The organism is Planococcus beigongshangi, assembly GCF_016820495.1.
Classification (GTDB): Bacteria; Bacillota; Bacilli; order Bacillales_A; family Planococcaceae; genus Planococcus; species Planococcus beigongshangi.
Map to the genome: position 1 here is coordinate 37559 of NZ_JADHDU010000001.1, position 23322 is coordinate 60880.

Annotated in this window: 25 protein-coding genes and 1 pseudogene; 20 read left to right on the plus strand and 6 right to left on the minus strand. The window is 47.6% G+C overall.

Going from position 1 to position 23322, the window contains the following annotated elements; genetic code table 11:
- Positions 1-2: 2 nt before the first annotated feature.
- Positions 3-401: a GtrA family protein gene (locus IQ294_RS00225; RefSeq protein WP_203332006.1), complete on the minus strand. Its 399-nt coding sequence runs from the start codon at positions 399-401 to the stop codon at positions 3-5.
- Positions 402-828: 427 nt separating this feature from the next.
- On the opposite strand from IQ294_RS00225, the gene IQ294_RS00230 reads away from it, so the two are divergent.
- The 12 genes from IQ294_RS00230 to IQ294_RS00285 all read left to right on the plus strand — a co-directional run bounded on the left by IQ294_RS00230 (position 829) and on the right by IQ294_RS00285 (position 12968).
- Entirely contained in the window at positions 829-1443 is a 615-nt protein-coding gene (locus IQ294_RS00230) for a TerD family protein (RefSeq protein WP_203332007.1), read from the plus strand.
- Between the two features lie 13 nt (positions 1444-1456).
- Positions 1457-2035 (plus strand): TerD family protein, encoded by a 579-nt coding sequence (locus tag IQ294_RS00235; protein WP_203332008.1) that lies wholly within the window; start codon positions 1457-1459, stop codon positions 2033-2035.
- Positions 2036-2622: 587 nt separating this feature from the next.
- Positions 2623-3768, plus strand: coding sequence for an HpcH/HpaI aldolase/citrate lyase family protein (locus tag IQ294_RS00240; RefSeq protein WP_203332009.1), 1146 nt, complete (start codon positions 2623-2625; stop codon positions 3766-3768).
- Entirely contained in the window at positions 3701-5050 is a 1350-nt protein-coding gene (locus IQ294_RS00245) for a phosphoribosyltransferase family protein (RefSeq protein WP_203332010.1), read from the plus strand. The genes IQ294_RS00240 and IQ294_RS00245 overlap by 68 nt, the downstream gene beginning before the upstream one ends.
- A 15-nt stretch (positions 5051-5065) precedes the next feature.
- Positions 5066-6175 carry a cysteine protease StiP family protein gene (locus IQ294_RS00250; RefSeq protein ID WP_203332011.1) on the plus strand — a complete coding sequence of 370 codons (1110 nt, stop codon included), beginning with the start codon at positions 5066-5068 and terminating at the stop codon, positions 6173-6175.
- Positions 6172-6987 carry an HAD hydrolase family protein gene (locus IQ294_RS00255; RefSeq protein ID WP_203332012.1) on the plus strand — a complete coding sequence of 272 codons (816 nt, stop codon included), beginning with the start codon at positions 6172-6174 and terminating at the stop codon, positions 6985-6987. The genes IQ294_RS00250 and IQ294_RS00255 overlap by 4 nt, the downstream gene beginning before the upstream one ends.
- A gap of 15 nt (positions 6988-7002) precedes the next feature.
- Entirely contained in the window at positions 7003-8616 is a 1614-nt protein-coding gene (locus IQ294_RS00260; protein WP_203332013.1) for a YceG family protein, read from the plus strand.
- Between the two features lie 20 nt (positions 8617-8636).
- Complete coding sequence (locus tag IQ294_RS00265; protein ID WP_203332014.1) at positions 8637-9713, plus strand: toxic anion resistance protein; 1077 nt, start codon at positions 8637-8639, stop codon at positions 9711-9713.
- A 186-nt stretch (positions 9714-9899) separates the two neighbouring features.
- The gene (locus IQ294_RS00270; RefSeq protein WP_203332015.1) at positions 9900-10478 is read left to right on the plus strand and encodes a TerD family protein; all 579 of its coding nucleotides are present in this window, start codon (positions 9900-9902) and stop codon (positions 10476-10478) included.
- Between the two features lie 138 nt (positions 10479-10616).
- Complete coding sequence (locus IQ294_RS00275; protein WP_203332016.1) at positions 10617-11720, plus strand: nitric oxide synthase oxygenase; 1104 nt, start codon at positions 10617-10619, stop codon at positions 11718-11720.
- Between the two features lie 118 nt (positions 11721-11838).
- The gene (locus IQ294_RS00280; RefSeq protein WP_203332017.1) at positions 11839-12561 is read left to right on the plus strand and encodes a YebC/PmpR family DNA-binding transcriptional regulator; all 723 of its coding nucleotides are present in this window, start codon (positions 11839-11841) and stop codon (positions 12559-12561) included.
- A 137-nt stretch (positions 12562-12698) separates the two neighbouring features.
- Positions 12699-12968, plus strand: coding sequence for a hypothetical protein (locus tag IQ294_RS00285; protein ID WP_203332018.1), 270 nt, complete (start codon positions 12699-12701; stop codon positions 12966-12968).
- Positions 12969-13046: 78 nt separating this feature from the next.
- Here IQ294_RS00285 and IQ294_RS00290 read toward each other — a convergent pair whose 3' ends face one another.
- The 4 genes from IQ294_RS00290 to IQ294_RS00305 all read right to left on the minus strand — a co-directional run bounded on the left by IQ294_RS00290 (position 13047) and on the right by IQ294_RS00305 (position 16444).
- Positions 13047-13892 (minus strand): YihY/virulence factor BrkB family protein, encoded by an 846-nt coding sequence (locus IQ294_RS00290; protein ID WP_203332019.1) that lies wholly within the window; start codon positions 13890-13892, stop codon positions 13047-13049.
- 160 nt (positions 13893-14052) lie between these two features.
- Entirely contained in the window at positions 14053-15354 is a 1302-nt protein-coding gene (locus IQ294_RS00295; protein ID WP_203332020.1) for a hemolysin family protein, read from the minus strand.
- A 63-nt stretch (positions 15355-15417) separates the two neighbouring features.
- Positions 15418-15717: a hypothetical protein gene (locus IQ294_RS00300; protein WP_203332021.1), complete on the minus strand. Its 300-nt coding sequence runs from the start codon at positions 15715-15717 to the stop codon at positions 15418-15420.
- A gap of 76 nt (positions 15718-15793) precedes the next feature.
- Positions 15794-16444 (minus strand): YfbR-like 5'-deoxynucleotidase, encoded by a 651-nt coding sequence (locus IQ294_RS00305; RefSeq protein WP_203332022.1) that lies wholly within the window; start codon positions 16442-16444, stop codon positions 15794-15796.
- A gap of 111 nt (positions 16445-16555) precedes the next feature.
- On the opposite strand from IQ294_RS00305, the gene IQ294_RS00310 reads away from it, so the two are divergent.
- Both IQ294_RS00310 and IQ294_RS00315 read left to right on the plus strand, forming a co-directional pair.
- Positions 16556-17035, plus strand: coding sequence for a metal-dependent hydrolase (locus tag IQ294_RS00310; protein WP_203332023.1), 480 nt, complete (start codon positions 16556-16558; stop codon positions 17033-17035).
- 102 nt (positions 17036-17137) lie between these two features.
- A complete protein-coding gene (locus IQ294_RS00315; RefSeq protein WP_203332024.1) occupies positions 17138-17329 on the plus strand; it encodes a hypothetical protein in 192 nt (63 codons plus the stop codon).
- 83 nt (positions 17330-17412) lie between these two features.
- On the opposite strand, the gene IQ294_RS00320 is transcribed toward IQ294_RS00315, so the two are convergent.
- Positions 17413-17844: a hypothetical protein gene (locus IQ294_RS00320; RefSeq protein ID WP_203332025.1), complete on the minus strand. Its 432-nt coding sequence runs from the start codon at positions 17842-17844 to the stop codon at positions 17413-17415.
- A 216-nt stretch (positions 17845-18060) separates the two neighbouring features.
- Here IQ294_RS00320 and IQ294_RS00325 point away from each other — a divergent pair, with 216 nt between their 5' ends.
- The 6 genes and pseudogenes from IQ294_RS00325 to hslO all read left to right on the plus strand — a co-directional run bounded on the left by IQ294_RS00325 (position 18061) and on the right by hslO (position 23208).
- Positions 18061-18738, plus strand: a complete 678-nt coding sequence (locus IQ294_RS00325) for an SOS response-associated peptidase (protein ID WP_203332026.1) — start codon at positions 18061-18063, stop codon at positions 18736-18738.
- A gap of 183 nt (positions 18739-18921) precedes the next feature.
- A pseudogene (locus IQ294_RS16380) lies at positions 18922-19218 on the plus strand (GNAT family N-acetyltransferase); the annotation flags it as partial.
- 87 nt (positions 19219-19305) lie between these two features.
- Positions 19306-20910: a gamma-glutamyltransferase family protein gene (locus tag IQ294_RS00330; RefSeq protein WP_238942604.1), complete on the plus strand. Its 1605-nt coding sequence runs from the start codon at positions 19306-19308 to the stop codon at positions 20908-20910.
- Between the two features lie 33 nt (positions 20911-20943).
- The gene (locus tag IQ294_RS00335) at positions 20944-21495 is read left to right on the plus strand and encodes a chromate transporter (protein ID WP_349291308.1); all 552 of its coding nucleotides are present in this window, start codon (positions 20944-20946) and stop codon (positions 21493-21495) included.
- On the plus strand, positions 21495-22028 hold the full coding sequence (locus IQ294_RS00340) for a chromate transporter (RefSeq protein WP_203332720.1): 534 nt from the start codon (positions 21495-21497) through the stop codon (positions 22026-22028). Before IQ294_RS00335 ends, IQ294_RS00340 begins: the two co-directional genes overlap by 1 nt.
- Positions 22029-22332: 304 nt before the next feature.
- Positions 22333-23208: an Hsp33 family molecular chaperone HslO gene (gene hslO / locus IQ294_RS00345; RefSeq protein WP_284699711.1), complete on the plus strand. Its 876-nt coding sequence runs from the start codon at positions 22333-22335 to the stop codon at positions 23206-23208.
- Positions 23209-23322 lie beyond the last annotated feature (114 nt).

The window sequence follows — 23322 nt, forward strand, 5'->3', positions numbered from 1 at the left end:
ATTTATTTCTGGCGCACGGGATCTTTCATGATTTTGCTTGAAATGATGAAAGTGATGGGCACAGTGAAGATCACTGCCGCAAATGGCGCGATATTGCTGTTGAAATTCAGGTATTCCACGAATATGAAAATCAGAATGGTGGATACCGACATATTGACCACTTGAGTCAAAGGGAAGAACAGGTATTTCTTCAAAGTGGGTTTCACTTTATATGTAATGTAGGTGTTCAGGAAAAACGACACATTCAGGCTGATGAGGAAGCCGGTGATATGCGCCAGCAGATATGGAAATGAAAAAAGGTTATGCAGCAGCAGGTAGATGGAATAATAGCTCACTGTATTGATGACGCCGACGACGAGGAAGCGGGTGAATTCGGTATTCAATAATTTAAGCTTCTGCATAGTCATAGAGGGAAGAGGTATTTATTTCAGTGCGTGTCCAGCCGGTCACATGGGTAAGCTTCATGAATGGACTCTTCTCCCTTCAGTGTGAAAATGGAATCACTCTGGGATATATACCCTTTATCCTGAGGAAATATGTGTACAGAAGCAGATGAAATTAACCAAACAGCTCTCATTTGGCCCCAGGAAGATGAAACTTTATCTGAATCTGTACGTATAATAGAAGGGAATGGAGGAAGAAGGGCACCTGAATGAAAATTTTTCAGAAAATTCCGCTTAAACGCATTGACACGAAATTTGGTAAATGCTAGCTTTAAGCTTGGAGAGAGTGTGTCTTTTCGCGCTGTCTCAACCCTCAGAATTGAAATTTCCCCCATATACAAATAGTATTAACAATAGAGTACGTAAAGATGAAGGAGTGTTGAAGGTGGCTATCAATTTAGTAAAAGGTCAGAAAATCGATTTGACAAAAGGGCGTGATTCTCTATCCAGCATAATGGTCGGTCTTGGATGGGATCCTATTGAAACAAAGAAAAGCGGTGGCTTCTTAAGCTCGCTTCTTGGAGGCGGCGGAGGCGGAGCGGATATCGACTGTGACGCATCTGTCATCATGCTTGATGAAAACGGCAAGCTTAAGGGCAAAGAGAACCTGATTTATTTCGGCAACAAACAAAGCCGTGACGGCAGCGTCGTGCATTCAGGTGATAACCTGACCGGCGAAGGGGAAGGCGATGATGAAACCATCAATATCGACCTTAAGCGCATTTCACCATCCATTCACCGTTTGATCTTCGTTGTGAACATCTACAATGCGAAACAGAAGAAACAGGATTTCGGTATGATTGAAAATGCCTTTATCCGTTTGGTCGACAATCAGTCAAAAGAAGAATTGGTGCATTATAACCTGACTGAAAACTATTCAGGCAAAACTTCGTTGATCACCGGCGAATTATATCGTCAGGGCAGTGAATGGAAATTCTCAGCAGTTGGTGAAGGTACCACAGATTCTGATATTGGCTCTATCGCCAATAAATACGTTTAAGGAGTGATTTGATATGGCAATCAATTTGTCTAAAGGTCAAAAAGTGGATTTAACGAAAAGCAATCCCGGTTTATCAAAAGTAGTTGTTGGACTTGGCTGGGACACCAATAAATATGACGGCGGACAGGACTTCGATCTGGATTCATCCGTCTTCCTCTTGAATTCAAGCGGCAAAGCGTCATCAGAAGCTGATTTCGTTTTCTATAATAATACGATTGGTGCTGGTGGTGCTGTTGAACACACAGGCGATAACCGCACTGGTGAAGGAGAAGGCGATGACGAGCAGGTGAAAGTGAACCTTTCCGCTATTCCTGCTGCTATTGAAAAAGTGACTTTCGCCATCACCATCCATGATGGTGAAGCAAGGTCGCAGAATTTTGGCCAGGTGAGCAATTCTTATGTGCGCATTCTGAACGAAGATACGAATGAAGAATTGATCCGCTACGACCTGGGAGAAGACTTTTCAATTGAAACAGCCATCGTCGTTGGCGAATTATACCGCCACGGAGGCGAATGGAAATTTAATGCAATCGGAAGCGGCTACCAGGGCGGCCTTGGATCGCTCGTCAAGGATTTCGGACTCGACAGCTGATCCGGCAAGTTGAAAAAGCAAGGGGCTGGGCTCCTTGCTTTTTTTCTCAATTGGGATGGAAATGAATGATTATTTAAGTTGAATTAAATATTATTTGTAGTCGATATTCCGCAAAACAGCTTTGCTTTCCAGCGGGCTCCCGCGCAATCCTCCTCGTCCGCTGCGCTCCCTGCGGTGTATCGGTCGTGTCGCTAAGCCGCAGGAAAAGTTTGACCGAACAACATTCGGTCGAGCTTTTGCGACGAAGCGCAAAGCGCTGCAGGAGCAGTACGGTTTTCTTCGCTATTTTGCTCCATATCTTAGAAACCCTTCTCGTGCTGAAGAGGTTTCCATAAGCGAACTCGGACCTTCGTCCGAGTGGGTGCTCAATGCTACGCTGAGACTGTAGGGAGTCTTTGCTGCTTCACTTCAACTCCAGAAGTGGACCTAAGCAAAGGCGCGGCTCAGGACTGGCCGGAGCAATACGACGAGTGTTCTTCTCGGCTTATTGTGGGAGGCTTGTCCATAGCGCCGAAGCGGATTATATATGCTATTTTATTATTTCAACTAATATAGTTTTAATTAATTGTGCCGGGAGGGTTTCATAAATGAGACATTTCAACGTATTGGATAATTCTGAGTTAAAAACGTTTTTTAAATATACCCCGGCAGAATTTAATCGAGATACGGAACGGGAAATACTTGGGTTGGCGCTGGGTGCAGCACTCTACACCCCTGGATCAAGACCTGATTTCGCAGATAAGATTATAGCCGGAAATTATCGGCGGAACACATTTTCCGGCTTGGCAACATTGATGATTTGCCTGGAAGACGCAGTGGCTGATGCTGATCTTGAATCGGCTGAAGCGAATGTCGTTTCGCAATTGAAAGAAATTGAACGTGTTTCCGAAACGAATACCGAAGAAAGTCCATTGCTGTTTTTACGGATTCGTAACCCGCAGCAATTGGATAAACTGACAAACTTGGCAGGAAGTGCCCTCGGCGTATTGACGGGGATTGTGCTGCCTAAAGTTCAGGCATCCCACCTGGATGATTTTTTCCAGGCCCTGGACCGTGCCAGCGAAAAAGCGGGAAGAATGCTGTATGCGCTGCCTCTTCTCGAAACAGAAGAAGTGCTTTTTGCCGAAACGCGAGAACAGGCGCTGACGGAAATCTATGCAAAATTGCGCCAGGAAAAAGACCGGATTTTGACGATCCGAGTCGGTGCGACGGATTTTTCCAGTCTCTATGGCCTGCGCCGTCCGGTTGAGCGGACCATTTATGATGTACATGTAATCCGGGAATGCCTGGTTTCGGTGCTCAATAAATTCACAAAAGCCGAAGACGGTTTTATCGTTTCCGGTCCGGTTTATGAGTATTTTTCATCCGATACGAACCCCTGGCTTTCGACGGAACCTGAAAAAGTGCTGTGGGAAGAAGTGCAATTGGATTTATTGAATGGATTCAAAGGGAAAACCTGCATCCATCCATCCCAAATAGCGATCGTGAACGCCGGCTACATCATTTCGCATGAAACCTATGAAGATGCAATGCTCATTCTGTCGAAAAGCGATACGTTCAATGGAATTCTGCAAAGTCCGCAGCGCAATAAGATGAATGAAGTGAAACCGCACCTGAGCTGGGCGAAAAAAGTAGCCGCTCAAGCGGAGATATACGGGGTGCTGAATGAATATTACAAACCAATCGACGTCCTTAATCACATACGGGCAAAACAACTTGCAAAACAGATATAAGTATTGGGATAAAATGGATATTGAGGTGTCAGCTTGCGAAAGCTACGCCAACTTACCGATGGAATCCTTATTTTCCATGGCGCTCCGCGTGAATAAAAAGCGGCAATTTCTTTTTGTCAGCAAGCTGATCGCCAAACATTTAGCGGTCCACCCGGCGCTCGCACTGGGCACAGGAAGTTTACTTGCTTCCTTATTGATGGAGAAGTCAGGTATTCCGCCGATTCCACAAGCGCAGCAAATTGCGGAAATGATCGAATCGGGGGAAGTCTGCCTTGAAACAAGCAGACAGGCGCTTGCATATCGTGCGGCTTTACCGGAACGAACGGTCTTCATCGGCATGGCGGAAACTGCAACAGGTCTGGGCCATGCTGTTTTCCACCATTTTGATGAGGCATCCTATATCCATACGACCCGGGAAGAAATTATCGGTGTCTCTCCCACTTTTGTGTTTGAAGAAGAACATTCCCATGCGACTTCACATAGAGTGTATGCACCGGCAGGAATGCTGGAAGATGCCGGGACGATCGTATTGATAGACGATGAAATTTCAACCGGCAATACATTGGTGAACTTGATCACTGCCCTGGATGCCCAGTTCCCTGGGAAAAAGTACATATCCCTATCCATTCTAGATTGGCGGAATAAAAGTCAAAAGCAGAAACTCGCAAAGCTGGCTGAAACAAGAAATCTGGCTATCGAAGTGCTGTCATTGCTTGCCGGTGAATTCACCTTATATCACAGTGACTCACCTGAGGAAGGAGACGTGCCTCTTCTTCGAGAGACAGGTTCGGCGGCACCAAACCGTTCAGCCCAAATCCCGCCGGTTGCTTATGCTTCTGCTGGAGGGCAGCGGTATCTCCCGTTTACGGGACGCTTCGGTCTGACAAGCCGCCGCCATCTGGAAATCGGGCAATGGGCCGAGCAAACAGCCAAAATGGTGAAAGCCGCTGACAAGCCGCTGGTGATAGGGATAGGAGAGAATATGTATCTTCCTCTCCGTTTCGGGCTGGCGCTTGGCGGCGATGTAAAAGTGCAGACAGCGACCAGAAGCCCTATTTTTGCAGCTGAGGAAGAAGGATACCCGATAAAAGAGAAGGTCCTGTTCAAGCTGCCGGATGCAGAAGATGTAAACCATTTCCTCTATAATATAAGTAAAGTCGATACCGACAGGATCTATCTGCTGGCCGAGTCGGTAGTTGAGGAAGAGAGCTGGCAGCCTTTAATTTCCTATCTGGAGAAAAAAGCTCCGGTCGAGTGGCTGTCACTGACAGACAAACTATAAAAAAGGGGTGGCCTGATGATTACTGCTGGTTTAGTGAAAACAAGCTATCCGGACGAGGATATTACGTTTCTTTTGAAAGACGTCACTGATGACTTTGAGGAAAGTTCGCTGGAAGAACGGGAAAAAGCGGTCCAGACTGGGGGGCATTATGCTGAACGGTTGCCGGTTGAATACCGTCCTTCCGAAGAATATACGAAACTCTATCATGCATCTGTAGAACAGACGAAGGAACAATTGAGTCATCTTGTCGGCGTTACGGCCAGAAGAATCCAGCTGAACGCCGGTACTGAAGATATCGTGCTGGTATCACTGGCGCGTGCAGGAAGCCCGATCGGAATTCTGCTTAAACGCTATGCAAAACAGATGCTGGGGATGGACTGGCCGCATTACAGCATATCGATTCTGCGCGATAAAGGAATCGATGAGAATGCGCTCCGTACGATTCTGAAATCACATCCCGGCAGCCGGATCCAATTTGTGGATGGCTGGACAGGAAAAGGTGCCATCCAAAAAGAATTGACGAAATCACTGGCCGCTTTTAACCGTGAGCACGGGACGGACCTCAAGGATGATATGGCCGTCTTGGCTGATCCCGGGGCCTGTGCCGTCCTGTTCGGGACAAGGGAAGATTTCCTGATTCCGAGCGCCTGCCTCAATTCCACGGTTTCGGGTCTGGTCAGCCGGACAATTTTGAATGACCGTTATATCGGAGCGGATGATTACCACGGGGCGAAATTTTACGGCGAATTAATGGAAGAAGACCTGTCCAACGATTTTGTTGATAAAGTCACAGCCTGCTTTGCCGACACCAGCAAAGCTTCGGAAGAAGAAGCATTCAGCACGCCGGTGACTGCCCCTTGTACATGGGAAGGCATGAAAGAAGTCGAAGATATCGGGCAGCAGATGTATACCGAAACGGATTACCATCTGGTAAAACCCGGTGTCGGCGAAACTACACGCGTGCTGCTTCGGAGAAATCCCTGGAAAGTGCTGGTCCGCGATGCCGGGCACCCGGATGTGAAGCACATCCTGATTCTGGCAGAAGAAAAAGATGTGCCGGTGGAAATCGTTCCCGACTTATTCTACCGGTCAATCGGACTTATTAAATCGGGGAAAGAAATATGACGGTATTATTTGCGAGCGACCTGGACCAGACACTGATTTATTCGCGGAGATCCATGGGCAGCGAAGTGAAGCCGGAAGACCTGATAGAAGTCGAACGTTATGAAGGAAAACCTCAGTCCTATATGACTGAACAGAGCCAGACCGCTTTATGGGAGTTGGAGCCGGATACGGTATTTGTACCGGTGACAACAAGGACCCGTGAACAATATGAGCGGGTCACGGGCATATACGAAGGAAACGAACCGCCGCAATTCGCCATCATTTCAAACGGTGCGGTCATTCTGGAAAACGGCGAGCCGATCAAAGAATGGTCGACAGATATCCGCCGCCAGTGCGTCAGCAGAAAAACCATCATCGAGGAATTGATGCCTGTCGTTCATCAGCATTTCAATGAAGACTGGGTATTGCGCGTCAGACAGGCAGAAGACTGGTTCGTTTATCTCGTAGTCGACCGTGCCCGTTTTCCGGAAGAAAAGATCGGTTTTTATACCGACATCTTCCGTGAAATCGGATGGAGCCTGTCACTCCAGGGCAGAAAGCTTTATCTGATGCCTGAAAGCATTACAAAAGCGGCAGCGATGGAATATGTGCGGGACCGCATCAATGCGGATTACGTCATAGCTGCCGGTGATTCCCTGCTGGATCTGGATCTGTTGGAAAGTGCAGATGCGGGATTGCTTGCCGCACACGGCGAAGCAGTCAGATCGGATGCGGAAGTTTCAGATCACATTATTGTCACGGAAGAAAAAGGCATTAAGGCAGGAGAAGAAATTTTGGCAAAAGTTGCTGACATTTCGATGCAAAGCAAATAGCAAGGGGGGAGACCCATGGTTCAATTGCATCCGGTCCGTGTGAGAACATGGGATCCGGAAAAATTTGGCGAATGGCTGGCTAAGCCGATTGTCAATCATACAGAAACGAAAGTGGAAGAAGATGCCATCACTTATCCGCAGCTGCTTGGTGAGTTTACGGGGATGCCGCTGGATGCAGATGATTATTTTGCTTCTATTTATGAATCGATGGAACAGTCAGGCGGGCGGCTGATCCGCTTATCCGATAAAATGAATAAACATATCGACCAGGACCGGTTGAAAGCGCTTCAGGATCTTTTTGAAATGAACCGAAAAGAAAATGGTTTATCCGCCAACCGGATTGTAGCGTTTCTGGACGGCAAAGGTTTATTGCCCCGCCTGAAAGATGCCGGTTTGAACCGCCGGCTCCGCCTGGTCATGATCGATGTGCTGAAGGCGTTTCAGGAACAGTCAGGCGGCAGTACCGTCCAATCGTCATTCAGGAGAGTTGCCACCGATCTCGTGAAGTGGACGTTCAACCATATTGAACCGGAGCTGGAGTCATTAAATCTGGAAAAAGGATTGCCGGCTTTTCTTTGGTACGGGGAATCTTCGGAAAGTGAAAAATGGTTCCTGAAGCTTGCGGCTGCCTATGGTTTCCATCTTGTCGTCTTTGATCCTGGGGGTGAGAAGTGGTTTGGGAAGATGGTCGGGGAAGAGAACATCCACACCCACAGCTTTCAAGTGAATATTGAAGCGATTCCACAATTCCCCGAAGAAAAGCCGAAGCGTGTCGGAACAGTGGCTTTCCGTGCTACACAGGAAGTGGACAGGCTTTTGCACCACGATGATTCAGGTCTTTATAAGCCGTTTCAATTCAAATCCTATGTGACGCATTCAATCCGTTTGAAAACGACAATCGATGAGGCATTCATGCTGGCGAAAGAACGTGCCATGGTGCGGCCGGCATTTGCGGTCGAACGGGGCGTCGTCCATATTCCCGTTGTATTTGCCAAAGTGATGGGGATAGAAAAAGACCGGAAGCGTTTCTGGGATAATATCCATAAACTGACTGAGCGTGAAGATACAAAATTGTTCCGGAGTTTTCCATTCATCGAAGAACGGAAAGGCAACCAGCAATTCCATTACCGTGCAGCCATGGACAATAAGGGGAAGCTGGATCCCGAAAAGATGAAGAAATCCAATTGGTGGCGCTACGGTAAACTGCCGGATGGTGTCCAGACAGCAATCGGAGCTGCCATCGCGAGGCATGTGGAGAAACCGATCCTGTTGCCGCAAAACGGGGAGTCGTTTGAAGAATTGCAGCTCTATGCTTTTTCCCAATCAATGACTTTGCCGGATCCGGTCATCCAATTGATTCAATTATTCGATTATCCACAGTTTGTACCGACGCTTTTGTTTTATAATGAAGAGAAAGACGGGGAACTGAGCCGTGCAGACGCCAATGCGATTGCGCTGACCCATTCCTTCGGCCTTGATAACATCATCATCAATCCTCAGGGCCATCAGGATATCGAGCGCTGGCTGGATACAGAGGCCTATGATGTACACTGGCTGGATGAACGGAGTTTCAACGAACCGTTCCAGGAACCGTCTGTAGTGCGAAAATTTCTTGGAAGATTTCTATAATTAATAAGGAGGGATTAATGATGAACACGATGCCAGATCAGATCGAACAGCAGGAACTCGTGATGAAGGATGAAAATCAGCTGAAAATGCAATTGAAAAAAGATCCGGAAGTTTTGCAATTGGCTTCTAAAATCGATCCGAAAAACCAGATAGCGCTATTGGAATTCGGACGTGAGCCTGCAAATGAAATTTCCGCATTTACCGGGAAAGTCTTGAATTCGGTGCAGGCCAACAGCATGGAAGAATCGAGCGAACTTTTAAAACAGCTCGGAAAAATCATGGATAAATTCGATAAAAAGGATTTTGTCGAGAAAAAAGGGTTCCTCAACAAAATCTTCAATAAAGGCAATAAGATGATCGAGCAGCTTTTCAATAAATACCAGACGATGGGTACTGAAATTGATAAAGTATATGTGGAAATCACAAAATACGAAGCTGAAATGAAGAAATCGACGACGACACTTGAGGAATTGTATGACCAGAATTTCCAGTATTTCATGGAATTGGAGAAATACATTGCAGCAGGTGACATCAAAGTCGAAGAACTGAAAGCAAAAGAACCTGAAGTACGCAAGAAAGCGGAATCCGGCGATCAGATGGCGCTGATGGAATTGAATTCATTGCAGAATGCCATCGAACTGCTGGAACAGCGCGTTTACGATCTGGAGATGGCGAAACAGGTTTCCTATCAGTCAGCTCCTCAGATCCGCATGCTGCAGCGCGGTAACACGAAGCTGATCGGGAAGATCAACTCAGCGTTCGTTACAACGATTCCGATTTTCAAAACCGGCCTGATCAACGCCATCGCGGCGAAACGCCAGAATTTGGTGGCAGAATCGATGAGCGAACTGGATCGCCGCACGAACGAAATGCTGTTGAATAATGCAAACGACATCTCCCGTCAATCCGTGGATATCGCCCGGATGTCCGGCCAGCCGAGCATCAAGATTGAAACGATCGAGCAGACATGGGAAACTATTATGCAGGGGATGAATGATACCCGCGCAATTGAAGATGAAAACCGCAAAATGCGCGAAGAAGGGCGCTTGCGCATCGAAGAATTGCAAAAGAAATATGAAGATACCCAAAGAAAGTAAGAAAAGCGGAAGCGCCCGTTCAGTCTCGACAGGCATAAGGCGGAACAGCGGAGCGGCGTTCTTTGCCGCATAGCTGGTCTGGCTCATGACCCGAGAGGCTGGACAAAGGAACGTTTCTTTCGAAGCCATCTAAAGCTGAAAAAGTTATGCTTTCTTATAAAATAAACTTATCGGAGGAGAGTATTCATGTCATCAATCAACTTATCAAAAGGCCAGAAAATCGATTTAACAAAAACGAATCCAGGACTTACAAAAGTGACGGTAGGACTGGGCTGGGATACCAATAAATACAGCGGAGGCGGAGATTTCGACCTTGATGCTTCGGTATTTCTTGTAGGCGAAAATGGCAAATCCCGCGGACCGGAAGATTTCATCTTCTACAACAACCTCGTCGGCGGCGATGGTTCTGTTACGCACACAGGAGATAACCTGACAGGTGAAGGGGAAGGGGACGATGAGCAAGTGATCGTCGACTTGCCGAATGTTCCTTCAGCAATCCATAAAGTGGTATTCACTGTTACCATCCATGATGCTGAAAGCCGTGCCCAAAACTTTGGACAGGTATCAAACGCATTTATCCGGATCATGAATGAAAGCAATAACGAAGAAATTCTGCGTTATGACCTGGGTGAGGATTTCTCCATTGAAACAGCTCTAGTGGTCGGGGAATTATACCGCCACGCCGGTGAATGGAAATTCAATGCCATCGGTTCAGGCTATCAGGGCGGCCTGGCTGCGCTGGTGAACGATTTCGGTCTGGCATAAGCAAATACAGACGAAACCCGCTCCTCAATTTGAGGGCGGGTTTTTTTTTTTCGCAATCCAGATTACATAAACTGGTCACAACTTCATCCAAGGAGGCATTTTTAAGATGCTATCATGTTGGAAGAGGGAGTGAAGTTTATGGAAACCACCTTGTCAAACCGCATTTTAATTGAGGAAGCAGGATATTTCATTCAAAATTGCTACAATGAGCTCGGGAAAGATGAAACAGCCATCAAAACCAGGATCGGTGAAATTATAGAAGAAGTGGAAGAAACGGGCAGTTATACACATACTTTCGAAGAACTCGAACACGGGGCACGTATGGCCTGGCGGAATAATAACCGCTGCATCGGCCGGCTGTTCTGGCAGACGCTCACCGTTTTTGATGCAAGGAACCGGCAAACGGCGGAAGAAGCATTTGAAGCATTACTCGAGCACCTGGACTATGCATCCAATGGCGGGAAGATCAGACCGGCAATCACGGTGTTTCCAGCTGAACAGGATGGGAAGAGCAGGTTGCGCATCTGGAATCATCAATTGCTTCGCTATGCCGGCTATGAGAAGAATGGTGCGGTTACAGGAGATTCTACTTCAGTCGAATTCACGGAAAAATGCATGGAACTCGGCTGGCAGGGAAAGGGCACTGATTTTGATCTGCTGCCGATTGTCATTGAGGAAGAGGGCAAAGGTGTAAAAGTTTTTGAACTTCCGGAACAAGCTGTTCTGGAAGTGGACATACGGCATCCGGAAATTGATGGTTTTGCCGAGCTGGGAGCCAAATGGTATGCCGTGCCGATTATTTCCGATATGAAGATGGAGATTGGAGGCATCCAATATCAGCTGGCACCATTCAACGGCTGGTATATGGGGACTGAAATCGGTGCGCGCAATCTTGCGGATGAAGACCGCTATGACCTGCTGCCGGCTGTTGCAGAAAAAATGGGGCTTGATACGAAGTCCAATCGATCCTTATGGAAAGATAAGGCTCTCGTTGAACTGAATATTGCAGTACTGGAGTCATTCGCCGAGGCGGGGGTGACGATTGTCGATCATCATACAGCGGCCAAGCAATTCAAGAGTTTCGAGAAAAAGGAAGAAACTGCCGGCCGTGCAGTCACGGGCAACTGGGCATGGCTGATCCCGCCGATGTCCCCGGCAACCACGCACATTTTCCATAAGCCCTATAAGAACGATGTCGTCAAACCCAATTACTTTTATCAGAAGCCGCCTTATCACTCATAAGCAGGATGAACTTTTTTTGTTCTGCCGGTCTCCTGCTCGAATAAATCGGCTGTTTTATTATATAATAGAGAGAGTGAACGTTCTTCACATTCAAAGTTGAAAGAAAGTGGGAAACAAAATGGGACGCAAGTGGAATAATATCAAAGAAAAAAAAGCTTCAAAAGACGCCAATACAAGCCGGATTTACGCTAAATTTGGTCGCGAGATCTATGTAGCCGCCAAACAGGGCGAGCCGGATCCCGAGTCGAATCAGGCATTGAAAGTTGTACTGGAACGCGCTAAAACATACAGTGTGCCAAAAGCGATCATCGACCGCGCGATCGAAAAAGCCAAAGGCGGTTCTGAAGAAAGCTATGATGAACTGCGCTATGAAGGTTTCGGCCCGACCGGCTCCATGGTCATCGTGGACACGCTTACAAATAATGTGAACCGGACAGCATCCGATGTGCGCGCAGCCTTCGGCAAAAACGGCGGCAACATGGGTGTCAGTGGATCTGTAGCTTACATGTTCGATTTTGTCGCAGTTATTGGCATCGAAGGCCAGAAAACTGCGGATGAAGTGCTTGAAATGATGATGGAAGCGGATATCGATGTCCGGGACGTCGAAGAAGAGGATGGCTCGATTATCGTTTATGCGGAAGCTGACCAATTCCATCTGGTGCAGGAAGCATTCAAACAAGCGGGCATCACTGAATTCACCGTAGCCGAGCTGACGATGATGGCGCAGAATGATGTTGAATTGCCGGAAGATGCGCAGGCACAATTTGAAAAGATGATTGATGCGATAGAAGACCTTGAAGATGTTCAGCAGGTTTATCATAATGTCGATTTAGGCGAATGAAATAACAGGAAGCAGCCCTTGAAATAATGGGCTGCTTTCTTTTGGTAAAGGACTTTGGCGTTCAGGTTCTTCTGTTGCAGAAATGATTCTGAATGTTTGCTATACTGTCCTTATCAGGATGAAACGGAGGCGTTACGATGAACGATATATGGGAAATAAAGCATTCTTCGCATCGTATTCGAGTGGAAAGCACCTGGAACCAGAAGAAATTGTGGGTGGACGGGGTCCTTCAGGATGATCAGCCAGGCTTTGCAGGCAGCGCCAGGCTATTCGGCAATCTGAGAAGTGAGGACGGCGGATTCGAGGAGATCAAAGTGTCGCTCGGACTCGGCTGTCTCCAAACACAATGCCGGATTTTTGTCGGGGACACCCAGATATATACAACCGAAATTGCCTGGGAAGGTTAAATCCCTTTATCTATCAGAAAAATCCCCCTTTGCCTCAAACAGCTTACGCTTGAGGTGAAAGGGGGATTTTTTCGTCAATTATTCGTAGACTTTGGCTGGCGCATTTTTGGTATTTTTCCGTTTGTGGATGATGGCGTTGAGCTCAGCGCCGATCACCAGGATAAGTCCGGTCAGGAAGAACCACAGGATCAGCACGATCAAACCGCCGAGACTTCCGTATGTGGCATTATAGCTTCCAAAATTCGCTACATAGAACGAGAAGCCAAGAGATACCAATTGCCACAAGATAGTTGCTGTTAATGCACCGATCAACACTTCTTTGAATGGAAAGTGCTTATTGGGCGCAAATTTGTACATGAATCCCAGCACGATGCTCATCACGGCGATGGAAATCACCCAGCGAAGCACCTGGAACAGAATTTCCGTCTGAGACGGCAGGTTCAGGAATGAACTGATCGAATCGATGATGGCGCCGCCAAAAATCGGCAGCACCAACGCGACGATGACTGCAATCAGCATGAACACCGTCAATAGGATGGCAAGGCCTTTCTGTACGATGAAAGATCTTGTTTCTTCGACATCATATGCTTCGTTCGTCGCAGTGATGAAGGCACTCACGGCGTTCGAAGCCGACCAAAGCGTACCCAGGATACCGAATGTCAACAGTCCGCCGGAAGGGGTCGTGACAACGCTGACGATATTTTCTTCAAAAGTTGTTGCGACTTCACCCGGCAGGATGGTGCCTATAAATTCCATGACGCGCTGGGGATCGATTTGAAGATAAGGTAGTATCGAGAGCAACAGGATCAATAAAGGTACAATTGCGAGTAAATAATAATAGGCCTGTGCTGCAGCGAGAGTTGACGCGTTATCTTCCTTGAACTTCGCTCCGAATTCTTTTACATAAGACTTGGCATTTGCCATTTGCTCAACCTCCAATATTAACATCCTTTATCATTTGTATGCCCGCTCCGATCAGGCATTAACCCTAAAGAGCGATAAAAGGGTGTGAAAACTGCAATCGCCATAAAAAAAGACAGGAAAAAGGCTAGCCTTTTTCCTGTCTTTCAGACGGTTTCATCAATTAGTCAGCCACTATATCCAGTGAGATCTTCAGAATATGATGATATTCCATTTCGAGGATGGACCAGCGGCAGCCATTTTTTTCAACCGCGCTGCCGGTTTCAGCCTCGATCAGCTGATGCTGGATCCAGCCGGCGATCGTATCGATATCTTCACTGTCATCAAATTCATAGCCGAAGCGCTCTTCAAGATCTTTCAGCAGCACCCTGCCATTCAGTAAATAGCGATATTCATTTTCTTTGATAATGTCCGCTTCTTCATCTTCATCAAATTCATCGCGGATTTCCCCGACGATTTCCTCCAGAATGTCTTCCATTGTTATAAGTCCCGAGGTTCCGCCGTACTCATCAATCACCAATGCGATGTGGGTGCGGTCTTTCTGCATTTTCACCAGAGCGGTCTGCAAAGGAGTCGTCTCATGGAAATAAGGCAGTTTGTGGATCAGCTCCTGTAAACGGAATGAACCGTTGACAGCATAATGGGTAAGGATCTCCTTGGCATTGATGAATCCGATGAGGTCGTCTTTGTCGCCGTCCCGGGCTATCGGATATCTTGTGAATCGGTGCTCACGAATTTCTTCCAATAACTCCTCGGGAGTCAGCGTGTCAGAAAATGCGATCATTTGCGTCCGTGGCACCATGACGTCTTTTGCACTGCGTTCATCAAAAGCGAAGATGTTTTGCATATAGGATAACTCCGTCTGGTTAATCTCTCCGCTCTGGAAGCTCTGTGCCATGATGATTTTCAATTCTTCTTCTGAATGTCCCTGGTCAGCCTTCGCCGGCTGGAGTCCGAAGATCCGCAGCAACAGGCTCGAAGCAGCTGTCATCAAATAGATGAAGGGGGACGTGATTTTTCCGAAAACATAAAGCACTGGAGCTAAAGTGAGGGCCATCCGTTCGGCCGAGTGCAGCGCCAATGATTTCGGCATCATTTCACCGATGACCACATGGAAAAAAGTCGCCAGCGAAAAAGCCAATAGGAAGGAAATGACCATTGCTGACGAAGGTGGCAATCCGAAATCCTTGAACAGCGGGAGGATGAACTGTTCGACAAGAGGTCTGCCGAGCCAGCCGAGTCCAAGTGCAGCCATGGTGATTCCCAGTTGGCAGGCCGACAGATAATAATCGAGATTGTCGAGAATTTTTTTTGAAATTCCTGCCCGCTTACTGCCTTCTTCGATCAATTGCTCGATGCGGGACATGCGGACTTTCACTACGGCAAATTCCGCGCCGACAAAAATGGCGGTAAATAAAATCAGTAAAATGAATAATGCTAAATTCGCTAAAAGTATGGGGTCCAATAAATTCCCTTAAATAAGGGATTCACCTCCGGGTTTATTTTGTGCAATAAATTAAAAATGGCTTCATTGCTTTTCACTGTCGAGACTCCGGCGGCCCAGCTGAACGGGCGCCGTCGCTTTTCTGTGTCCAGGCTCCGGCGGCCCAGCTGAACGGGCGCCGTCGCTTTTCTGTGTCCAGGCTCCGGCGGCCCAGCTCTTCGGGTCATAAGCCGACCCAGCTGCCGTGGCAAAAAGCGCCACTCTGCTGTTCCATCTTATGCCTGTCAGAGCTGAACGGGCGCCGTCGCTTTTCTGTGTCCAGACTCCGGCGGCCCAGCTCTTCGGGTCATAAGCCGACCCAGCTGCCGTGGCAAAAAGCGCCACTCTGCTGTTCCATCTTATGCCTGTCAGAGCTGAACGGGCGCCGTCGCTTTTCTATCTCTAATTTACCATAAGGGGTTTACGAAATATATGGCGAATGCTTGTGGCGTTCGAGCACCTGGAGCGTAATCCCTTTAACGTCGATGACGCTCTCTTCGTTGATCACATCTTCAAGAAGGACATTCTTGAAGTAACCTACACTGGCATCGAGAGGGATATTGAGTAATTTTGTCAGCGCGATGCGATACATTTTGGCGAATTCAGGATCTCCGTTGCCGCGTTTCATTTCGTTGAAAGATTCATAGAATTGATCGAGCTTGTCGGCCAGTTCAAGCAGACGGCCTTCAATCGTCTCATCTTTCCCTTCTTTCATGCGGTCGAAGAACACCTGCTGAAATTCTTCGGGAATTTCCCGGATGATGAATTTTTCCATCATCCCTTCTTCAACTTTCGCAATCATTTCCTTCAGTTCGGGAGATGAATGCTTGACCGGAGTTTTGATATCTCCGATAAACACTTCGGCAAAGTCATGATTGATCGTTTTTTCGTAAAGGGATTTCCAGTCGATGGTGCGTCCGGCACGTTCTTCGATTGTTGCAAAGAACATGGCGTATTGGCTGACCTTCCAGGAATGGGCAGCGACATTATGTTCCTCGAATTTAAATCTGCCGGGTGCCCGGATAATCCGCTCCAAATCGTTTAAAGCGGTAAAAAATGTGTGAATTCCCATAGCTAAAACTCCTTTTTCTATTTTCTATACCTCCACCATACCCTATTTTTCGTATAATAAAGAGCGGGAGACTTACAGATCGTAAGAGTATCGAAGAGAAGGGGAATCAGCATGACGGGAAAAACACACATCATCGGCGGCATTACAGCAGGTCTTGCATTCGCACAAATCACAAATTATGAAGCGGTGCTCCTTTTGGGAGCGGGAGCGGTAGGCGCCTTAATCCCGGATATCTGCCACGGAGGCAGCAAAATCGGCCGGACATTTCCGGTGATATCGAAAATCGTGAACACGCTTTTCGGCCACCGGACATTCACCCACAGCCTTGTCTTTTTATTGCTGGCAGTGTTCCTGTTCAACGCTTTTCTTCCAAATGAAGCCATTGCATCAGGGTTAGTCGTAGGAATGGCAAGTCATCTCCTGTTGGACATGGCAACTAAAAACGGCATCAAATTATTCTTTCCATTCAAAGTCACGGTCCGCTTTCCGATTACTGCGAGAACGGGTGGCAAGGCAGAATATGCCGTTTTTGCCATTCTATCTTTACTGACGGTCTATTTCGGTATGTATGCATTCGGTTTTCATTCTTAATCAGCAGGTTTTTCGACAGACGTAAAGATTCTTACTTTTAAGTGTTTGCTCTGGGCGAATCGGGGAAGAGGATAAGTATCACATCTTCCTAGGAGGGATCTTTTGAGCAAAGAGGAATTTTCCGACCATGAACAGGAGACGAACAGCACAAGAAGAGGCGGCCAGAAGCACGGCAGTTTCGGAGGCAAAAATGCGGACGAGAAGGCAGGAGCTGAGCTCCGGCAAACAGGGCCCCACAGCAATACAGGTGTCGGTGACGAACAGACGCCGATCCGTGAAAACTCGGATGAATAGAAACAGGCAGCTCCCGTATTCACGGGAGCTGCCTGTTTCTGAATAAAGAAAATCCGGGATTCAGCCGAATCACGGAAGGGGAATTATAATTTTTTGAAAAACGAAGCAATCTGCTTTTTCGAAGGTTCCTGCAGACGGTAACGCAATTCTTTGTTTTGTGTATTGACAATATGGTAAGCAGGATTTTCGGCAACTGTAAATTTCCAGTGGGGCTTTGTATTTTTTTTCGTGATTTTAAGTTCAGGAGGCATCATTTTATCGATGAAACTTTCAAGTTTAGCCATCAGGAAGGTGTCCATATAACGGACGATTAAAAATCCTTGATGTTTTTCCGGATTGTATTTTGCCAAAGTAAAATCACTAACATCGAAACCCTTTTCGTAACGCTGGACGGATGGAGACAGCACAAATGTATCCTCATTTGTAAAAACAGCCGAATTGCCCTGTTGCTTCAGCCCGAGTTCTTCCACCAAAAAATCTTTATTGACCAGACTCATTTCTCGTGCAGTAGCCATATTATTCCTCCTTACAGAAATCATTGTATCTCCATTATAACACTCTTTCGTTAGGAAAGGGTTCAGAACCCCCCTCTTATAGAAGGAATGTCGAAAAATAAGGGGAGAATGAAAGGAATTTCATCATCGGGTCGCTTATGCAGCCCTTTTTAAACTGAAAAAAGTAATAATCTGATACATTAGATGATAATGAGAACTTGAAGGAGGAGACGGATTATGTGTGGAAGATATTCGTTATTTACAGATTACAGTATTCTGCTGGAACGTTTCGATATAGCAGCATCGGCTGCCGATGCAGAAGACGTTATCCCGAATTATAATGTCGCTCCGTCACAGCAGATTCTGGCCGTAGTGAACGATGGGGCGAAAAACAGGCTTGGCACGCTAAAATGGGGATTAATCCCGCCATGGGCAAAAGAAGCGAAAATCGGCTATAAAATGATCAACGCCCGCGCGGAAACAGCTTCAGAAAAACCGAGCTTTAGAAATGCCTTCAAAAAGAAGCGCTGCCTCATTGTGGCGGATGCATTCTATGAATGGAGAAAAGAAGGGAAAGAGAAAACGCCCATGCTGATCAAGATGAAGTCGGGTGAACCGTTTGCTTTTGCAGGATTATGGGAATCCTGGAAGTCGGAAAACGGTGAAACGGTTCACAGCTGTACGATTCTGACGACTGCCCCGAACCGGTTAATGGCATCTATCCACGACCGTATGCCGGTCATTTTACCAAAAGAGGCGGAATCCATCTGGCTGGATCCAAAAGTGGAAGACGTGGAATTCCTGCAAGGATTGCTGCAGCCGTTTGATGACGCAGCGATGGAAGCCTACGAAGTATCCGCTGCCGTAAATTCACCGAAAAACAATTATCCGGAGCTCATGAAAAAACTTGTCTGATCCGTTTTGCAGAGAGGCTGATGGGAAACAGGCCAATAAAATGCACTTTCGAGTTTTTGGAATTGTGCTACTATTGGAATGAGGTGACGCCGAATGCTCAAGAACATCAATCACAGAAATGAAGAGGCAGCAAAAGCGATACAGCGGATTCAACAGCCTGCTTATATGATCGAAGCTGCAATGATGGGTTTCGATGGCATCCCGCAATTGACAGAAACCCTGCAGGAACTGCAGGGCTGTGATGAAGTTTTTTGTGGCTATTACGAGGAAGAGATGCTCCTGGGATTCATTTCTTATAAGAAAGAGCGTGGCGTACTCGATATCCACCGGCTCGTGGTGGATCCGGATCATTTCCGTAAAGGAATTGCCCGCAGGCTGATGACATTCATAATGGAGACTTTCAAAGATATGGATTTTACAGTCAGCACAGGCAAGGCGAATCTGCCGGCCCTAAATCTCTATAAAAATTTCGGGTTTATCGAAACGGACGATTTTGAAGTGGCACCGGATATATTTTGTACGCTGCTGGAGAAAAAACGATCAAATTCAGAGACGGAGGAATTTCAGATGGATTATTTGAATCACCCTTTTGCATCTAGACGGCATACTGTATTTTCAAAGAAAGGGATGGTGGCAACCTCTCAGCCGCTGGCAGCCCAGGCAGGACTGGAAATTATGCAAAAAGGCGGCAATGCGATTGATGCCGCGATTGCGACAGCCGCTGCATTGACTGTTGTTGAACCGACTTCGAATGGCATCGGTGGAGATGCATTCGCTTTAGTGTGGATAAAAGATAAACTGCATGGCCTGAACAGTTCAGGGCCAGCACCGCAGAGTATTTCTGCTGAAGCCGTAAAAAAACGCGGACATGATAAGATGCCTGTTCACGGCATGATTCCGATTACCGTTCCGGGTGTCCCGGCAGCATGGGCGGAATTATCGAAGAAGTTCGGGAAGCTGTCTTTGGCTGAAACGCTGAAACCGGCCATCCGCTATGCGGAAGAAGGTTATCCGCTATCGCCAATTCTCGGAAAGTATTGGAAATTGGCCTATAATAAATTCAAGCAGAATTTCACTTCGGAAGAATATCAGGCGTGGTTCGATCTGTTTGCGCCGAACGGAAAAGCGCCGGAAATCGGAGAGATGTGGGCTTCTCCCGGCCATGCCGCTACATTGAAGGACATTGGCGAAACGGACGCACGTTCATTTTACGAAGGGCCGATTGCGGAGAAAATCGATACATATATGAAACAGCATGGCGGTTTCCTGACGAAAGAAGACCTGACTGCCTACAAGCCAGAATGGGTGGAACCGATTTCCACGCATTATAAAGGGTACGATGTATGGGAAATTCCGCCGAATGGCCAGGGCATTGTGGCGCTCATGGCCCTGAATATCTTCAGTAAAATGAAACAGCCCGCGTGGCAGACTGCGGAAACGCTTCATGAGCAGATCGAAGCCATGAAGCTCGCTTTCACTGATGGCAAGGAGTTTGTCACGGAACCGCAGGCGATGCCGGTCGAAGCTGCTCATTTATTGTCAGCTGAATACGCTGGGAAACGTGCCGAAACGATTGGCGATCAGGCATCGGATCCGGTTCCATATGAATTGCCGAAAGGCGGGACGGTGTATCTTGCTGCTGCGGATGAAGAAGGCAATATGATTTCATATATCCAGAGCAATTACATGGGCTTCGGTTCAGGGATCGTCATTCCCGGAACCGGCATCAGCATGCAGAACCGCGGAGCGGATTTTTCATTGGAACCGGATCATCCGAATTTCCTGCAGGGCGGCAAACGGACATATCACACGATCATACCGGGTTTCCTGACGAAAGACGGGAAAGCGGTCGGGCCGTTCGGCGTCATGGGCGGTTATATGCAGCCGCAGGGGCATTTCCAAGTGGTGACGAACACCATCGATTATCTGATGAATCCGCAGGCGGCACTCGACGCCCCGAGATGGCAGTGGATTGAAGGCAAAACGGTGCTGGTGGAACCTGAATTTCCGAATTACCTGGCGCAGGCGCTTGCGAGGAAAGGGCACGCCATTCAAGTTGCCACAGACGGCGGCAATTTCGGACGCGGCCAGATCATTTGGCGCAATCCGGATACCGGCGTCCTGTCGGGCGGGACGGAATCGCGTACTGACGGAGCGATCGCTGCCTGGTGATAACTAGTTGAAAAAGAAAAAGGGGGGCCATATGTGAGTAAGTATACCGATTTGTTTGCCGCTTTTTTCCGCGTCGGCATGCTCGGATTTGGTGGAGGGCCTTCCGCTATTCCCTTATTTGAACAGGAAGCGGTCAAAAAATATAAATGGATGACGAGTGATGAATTTGGGGACACGCTGGCTTTGGCGAATACGATGCCCGGGCCGCTTGCGACAAAAATGGCGGGGTATATCGGCTGGCGGGTGAACGGCCTTCCGGGATGTCTCATCGCGATTTTTGCTTCTGTTGTACCGACCGTTCTGTTGATGATCATTTTGCTGGGGGTATTGCAGCAATACAAAGATGTCGCCTGGGTCAATGGCATGTCAGATGCAGTCGTCCCGGTCGTCGGCGTCATGCTCGCCATCCTCACGCTCGACTTCCTGAAAAAATCCGGCGATTCGCTCGGCTGGCTGCGTGCTGTGATCTACACGGTGATTTCCATCATACTGATGGAGGTGCTCGAGGTCCATCCTGCATTTCTGATCGTCGCCATTCTGGTGCTTGTATTCCTTCCGGTGAAAAAGGAAGGTGGCGCTAAATGATCATTTATTGGCATATTTTTCTGGCCTTCTTTATTCCCGGAATTTTAGGATACGGTGGCGGTCCGGCTTCCATACCATTAGTGGAGAAGGAAGTCGTCGACCGATACGGCTGGATGACGACGCAGGAATTCGGCGAAGTGCTGGCGCTCGGCAATGCTTTGCCAGGACCGGTAGCGACGAAGATGGCAGGTTATATCGGCTATATGGAAGGCGGCATACTTGGATCGGTCATTGCACTCTTCGCTTCTGTAGCTCCGTCACTCGTCCTCATGATCGCGCTGATGGTCACGCTGCTGAAATATAAGGATTCTCCGAAAGTGAAGAACATCACGAAGATGATCCGCCCGGTCATTGCGGTACTTCTGGGGGCGATGACGCTGCAATTCTTCATGACATCCTATGAAGTGTCCGGAAGCATCCAGACAATCGCCTTGATCGCCGTCAGCTACTGGCTGCTTGAAATCCGGAAATGGCATCCGGCCTACGTCATCCTGTTGGCGCTGGCATACGGCGCACTGACAAGCTTTTTCTGAAAGGAACCCTATCCGCGAATTGTGGATGGGGTTTTTGATGTCATAAAATCATTTCGTTGTCGCGACCCAGCTCTTCGGGTCATAAGCCAGCCTAACTGCGCGGTCAGGACCGCTACGTTATTCTGTCTTATGCCTGTCCCTGCTTGACGGGTGCCGTCGCTTTTCCTATAAGCAGATTTATTTACTTTTATTGTCTTACGTCTTAATCTGTATAAAGCTGTACATTGCTTTTGATGGGTTCAATAAACGACAAGTATCCGATGGAACGAATTGCTGGATGCTTGCAGTGAAAGGAAGAAAGAAATTGAGAGATTATTTAATAAAAGCTCTGGCTTTTGATGGCCAGGTTCGCGCATATGCTACAAAAACAACCGAAACAGTGAGTGAAGCGCAACGCCGGCATTACACATGGCCGACCGCTTCAGCGGCACTGGGCCGTTCGATGACTGCCAGTGTCATGATGGGCGCCATGATGAAAGGCGAGGAAAAATTGACGATCCGCATCAACGGCGGCGGACCAATCGGCAATATCCTTGTCGACGCCAATGCAAAAGGTGAAGTGAGAGGGTATGTTTCAAAACCCCAGACTCATTTTGATCTGAATGAAATCGGCAAACTCGATGTAAGGAGAGCGGTCGGCACAGACGGCCTCTTGACGGTATCCAAAGACATCGGCCTGATGCAGCCGTTCGTCGGACAGGTTCCGATCGTATCGGGAGAAATCGGAGAAGATTTTACGCATTATATCGTGACTTCAGAACAGGTGCCTTCATCTGTCGGTGTCGGTGTCATCGTCAATCCGGACAACACCATTCTTGCTTCAGGCGGGTTCATCATCCAATTGATGCCTGGAACACCTGAAGAAATCATCGTCGCTATCGAAGAACGTCTGGCATCCATTCCGACAATTTCCAAAATGATCAGTGAAGGAATGACGCCGGAAGATATCCTTCACGAAGTGCTTGGTAAAGAGAATGTGAAAATTCTCGATGAAATGCCCGTAACCTTCACATGTGAATGTTCACGTGACCGCATTACAAACGCAATCGTAAGCCTCGGACCGACAGAGATCATGGATATGATCGAAACAGACGGCCAGGCAGAAGCGGAATGCCATTTCTGCAATGAAAAATATCATTTCTCCAAAGAAAACCTGGAAGATCTATTGGCACAGACTTAATCACTCAAAGAAGCACCCGCTGGAAATCCGAGGGTGTTTCTTTATTGGAACAAATATTTTGAATTCGAGATAAGTTTCGTTTACGCTTAAGGAGGGAACGTGGAAAACAGAAGA

Bases quoted from the DNA above. Each gene is read 5' to 3' on its own strand.
- IQ294_RS00225 (WP_203332006.1), bottom strand. From the start codon at position 401: ATGCAGAAGCTTAAATTATTGAATACCGAATTCACCCGCTTCCTCGTC.
- IQ294_RS00235 (WP_203332008.1), top strand. From the start codon at position 1,457: ATGGCAATCAATTTGTCTAAAGGTCAAAAAGTGGATTTAACGAAAAGC.
- IQ294_RS00240 (WP_203332009.1), top strand. From the start codon at position 2,623: ATGAGACATTTCAACGTATTGGATAATTCTGAGTTAAAAACGTTTTTT.
- IQ294_RS00245 (WP_203332010.1), top strand. From the start codon at position 3,701: ATGAATATTACAAACCAATCGACGTCCTTAATCACATACGGGCAAAAC.
- IQ294_RS00250 (WP_203332011.1), top strand. From the start codon at position 5,066: ATGATTACTGCTGGTTTAGTGAAAACAAGCTATCCGGACGAGGATATT.
- IQ294_RS00255 (WP_203332012.1), top strand. From the start codon at position 6,172: ATGACGGTATTATTTGCGAGCGACCTGGACCAGACACTGATTTATTCG.
- IQ294_RS00260 (WP_203332013.1), top strand. From the start codon at position 7,003: ATGGTTCAATTGCATCCGGTCCGTGTGAGAACATGGGATCCGGAAAAA.
- IQ294_RS00265 (WP_203332014.1), top strand. From the start codon at position 8,637: ATGAACACGATGCCAGATCAGATCGAACAGCAGGAACTCGTGATGAAG.
- IQ294_RS00270 (WP_203332015.1), top strand. From the start codon at position 9,900: ATGTCATCAATCAACTTATCAAAAGGCCAGAAAATCGATTTAACAAAA.
- IQ294_RS00275 (WP_203332016.1), top strand. From the start codon at position 10,617: ATGGAAACCACCTTGTCAAACCGCATTTTAATTGAGGAAGCAGGATAT.
- IQ294_RS00280 (WP_203332017.1), top strand. From the start codon at position 11,839: ATGGGACGCAAGTGGAATAATATCAAAGAAAAAAAAGCTTCAAAAGAC.
- IQ294_RS00285 (WP_203332018.1), top strand. From the start codon at position 12,699: ATGAACGATATATGGGAAATAAAGCATTCTTCGCATCGTATTCGAGTG.
- IQ294_RS00290 (WP_203332019.1), bottom strand. From the start codon at position 13,892: ATGGCAAATGCCAAGTCTTATGTAAAAGAATTCGGAGCGAAGTTCAAG.
- IQ294_RS00305 (WP_203332022.1), bottom strand. From the start codon at position 16,444: ATGGGAATTCACACATTTTTTACCGCTTTAAACGATTTGGAGCGGATT.
- IQ294_RS00310 (WP_203332023.1), top strand. From the start codon at position 16,556: ATGACGGGAAAAACACACATCATCGGCGGCATTACAGCAGGTCTTGCA.
- IQ294_RS00320 (WP_203332025.1), bottom strand. From the start codon at position 17,844: ATGGCTACTGCACGAGAAATGAGTCTGGTCAATAAAGATTTTTTGGTG.
- IQ294_RS00325 (WP_203332026.1), top strand. From the start codon at position 18,061: ATGTGTGGAAGATATTCGTTATTTACAGATTACAGTATTCTGCTGGAA.
- IQ294_RS00330 (WP_238942604.1), top strand. From the start codon at position 19,306: ATGGATTATTTGAATCACCCTTTTGCATCTAGACGGCATACTGTATTT.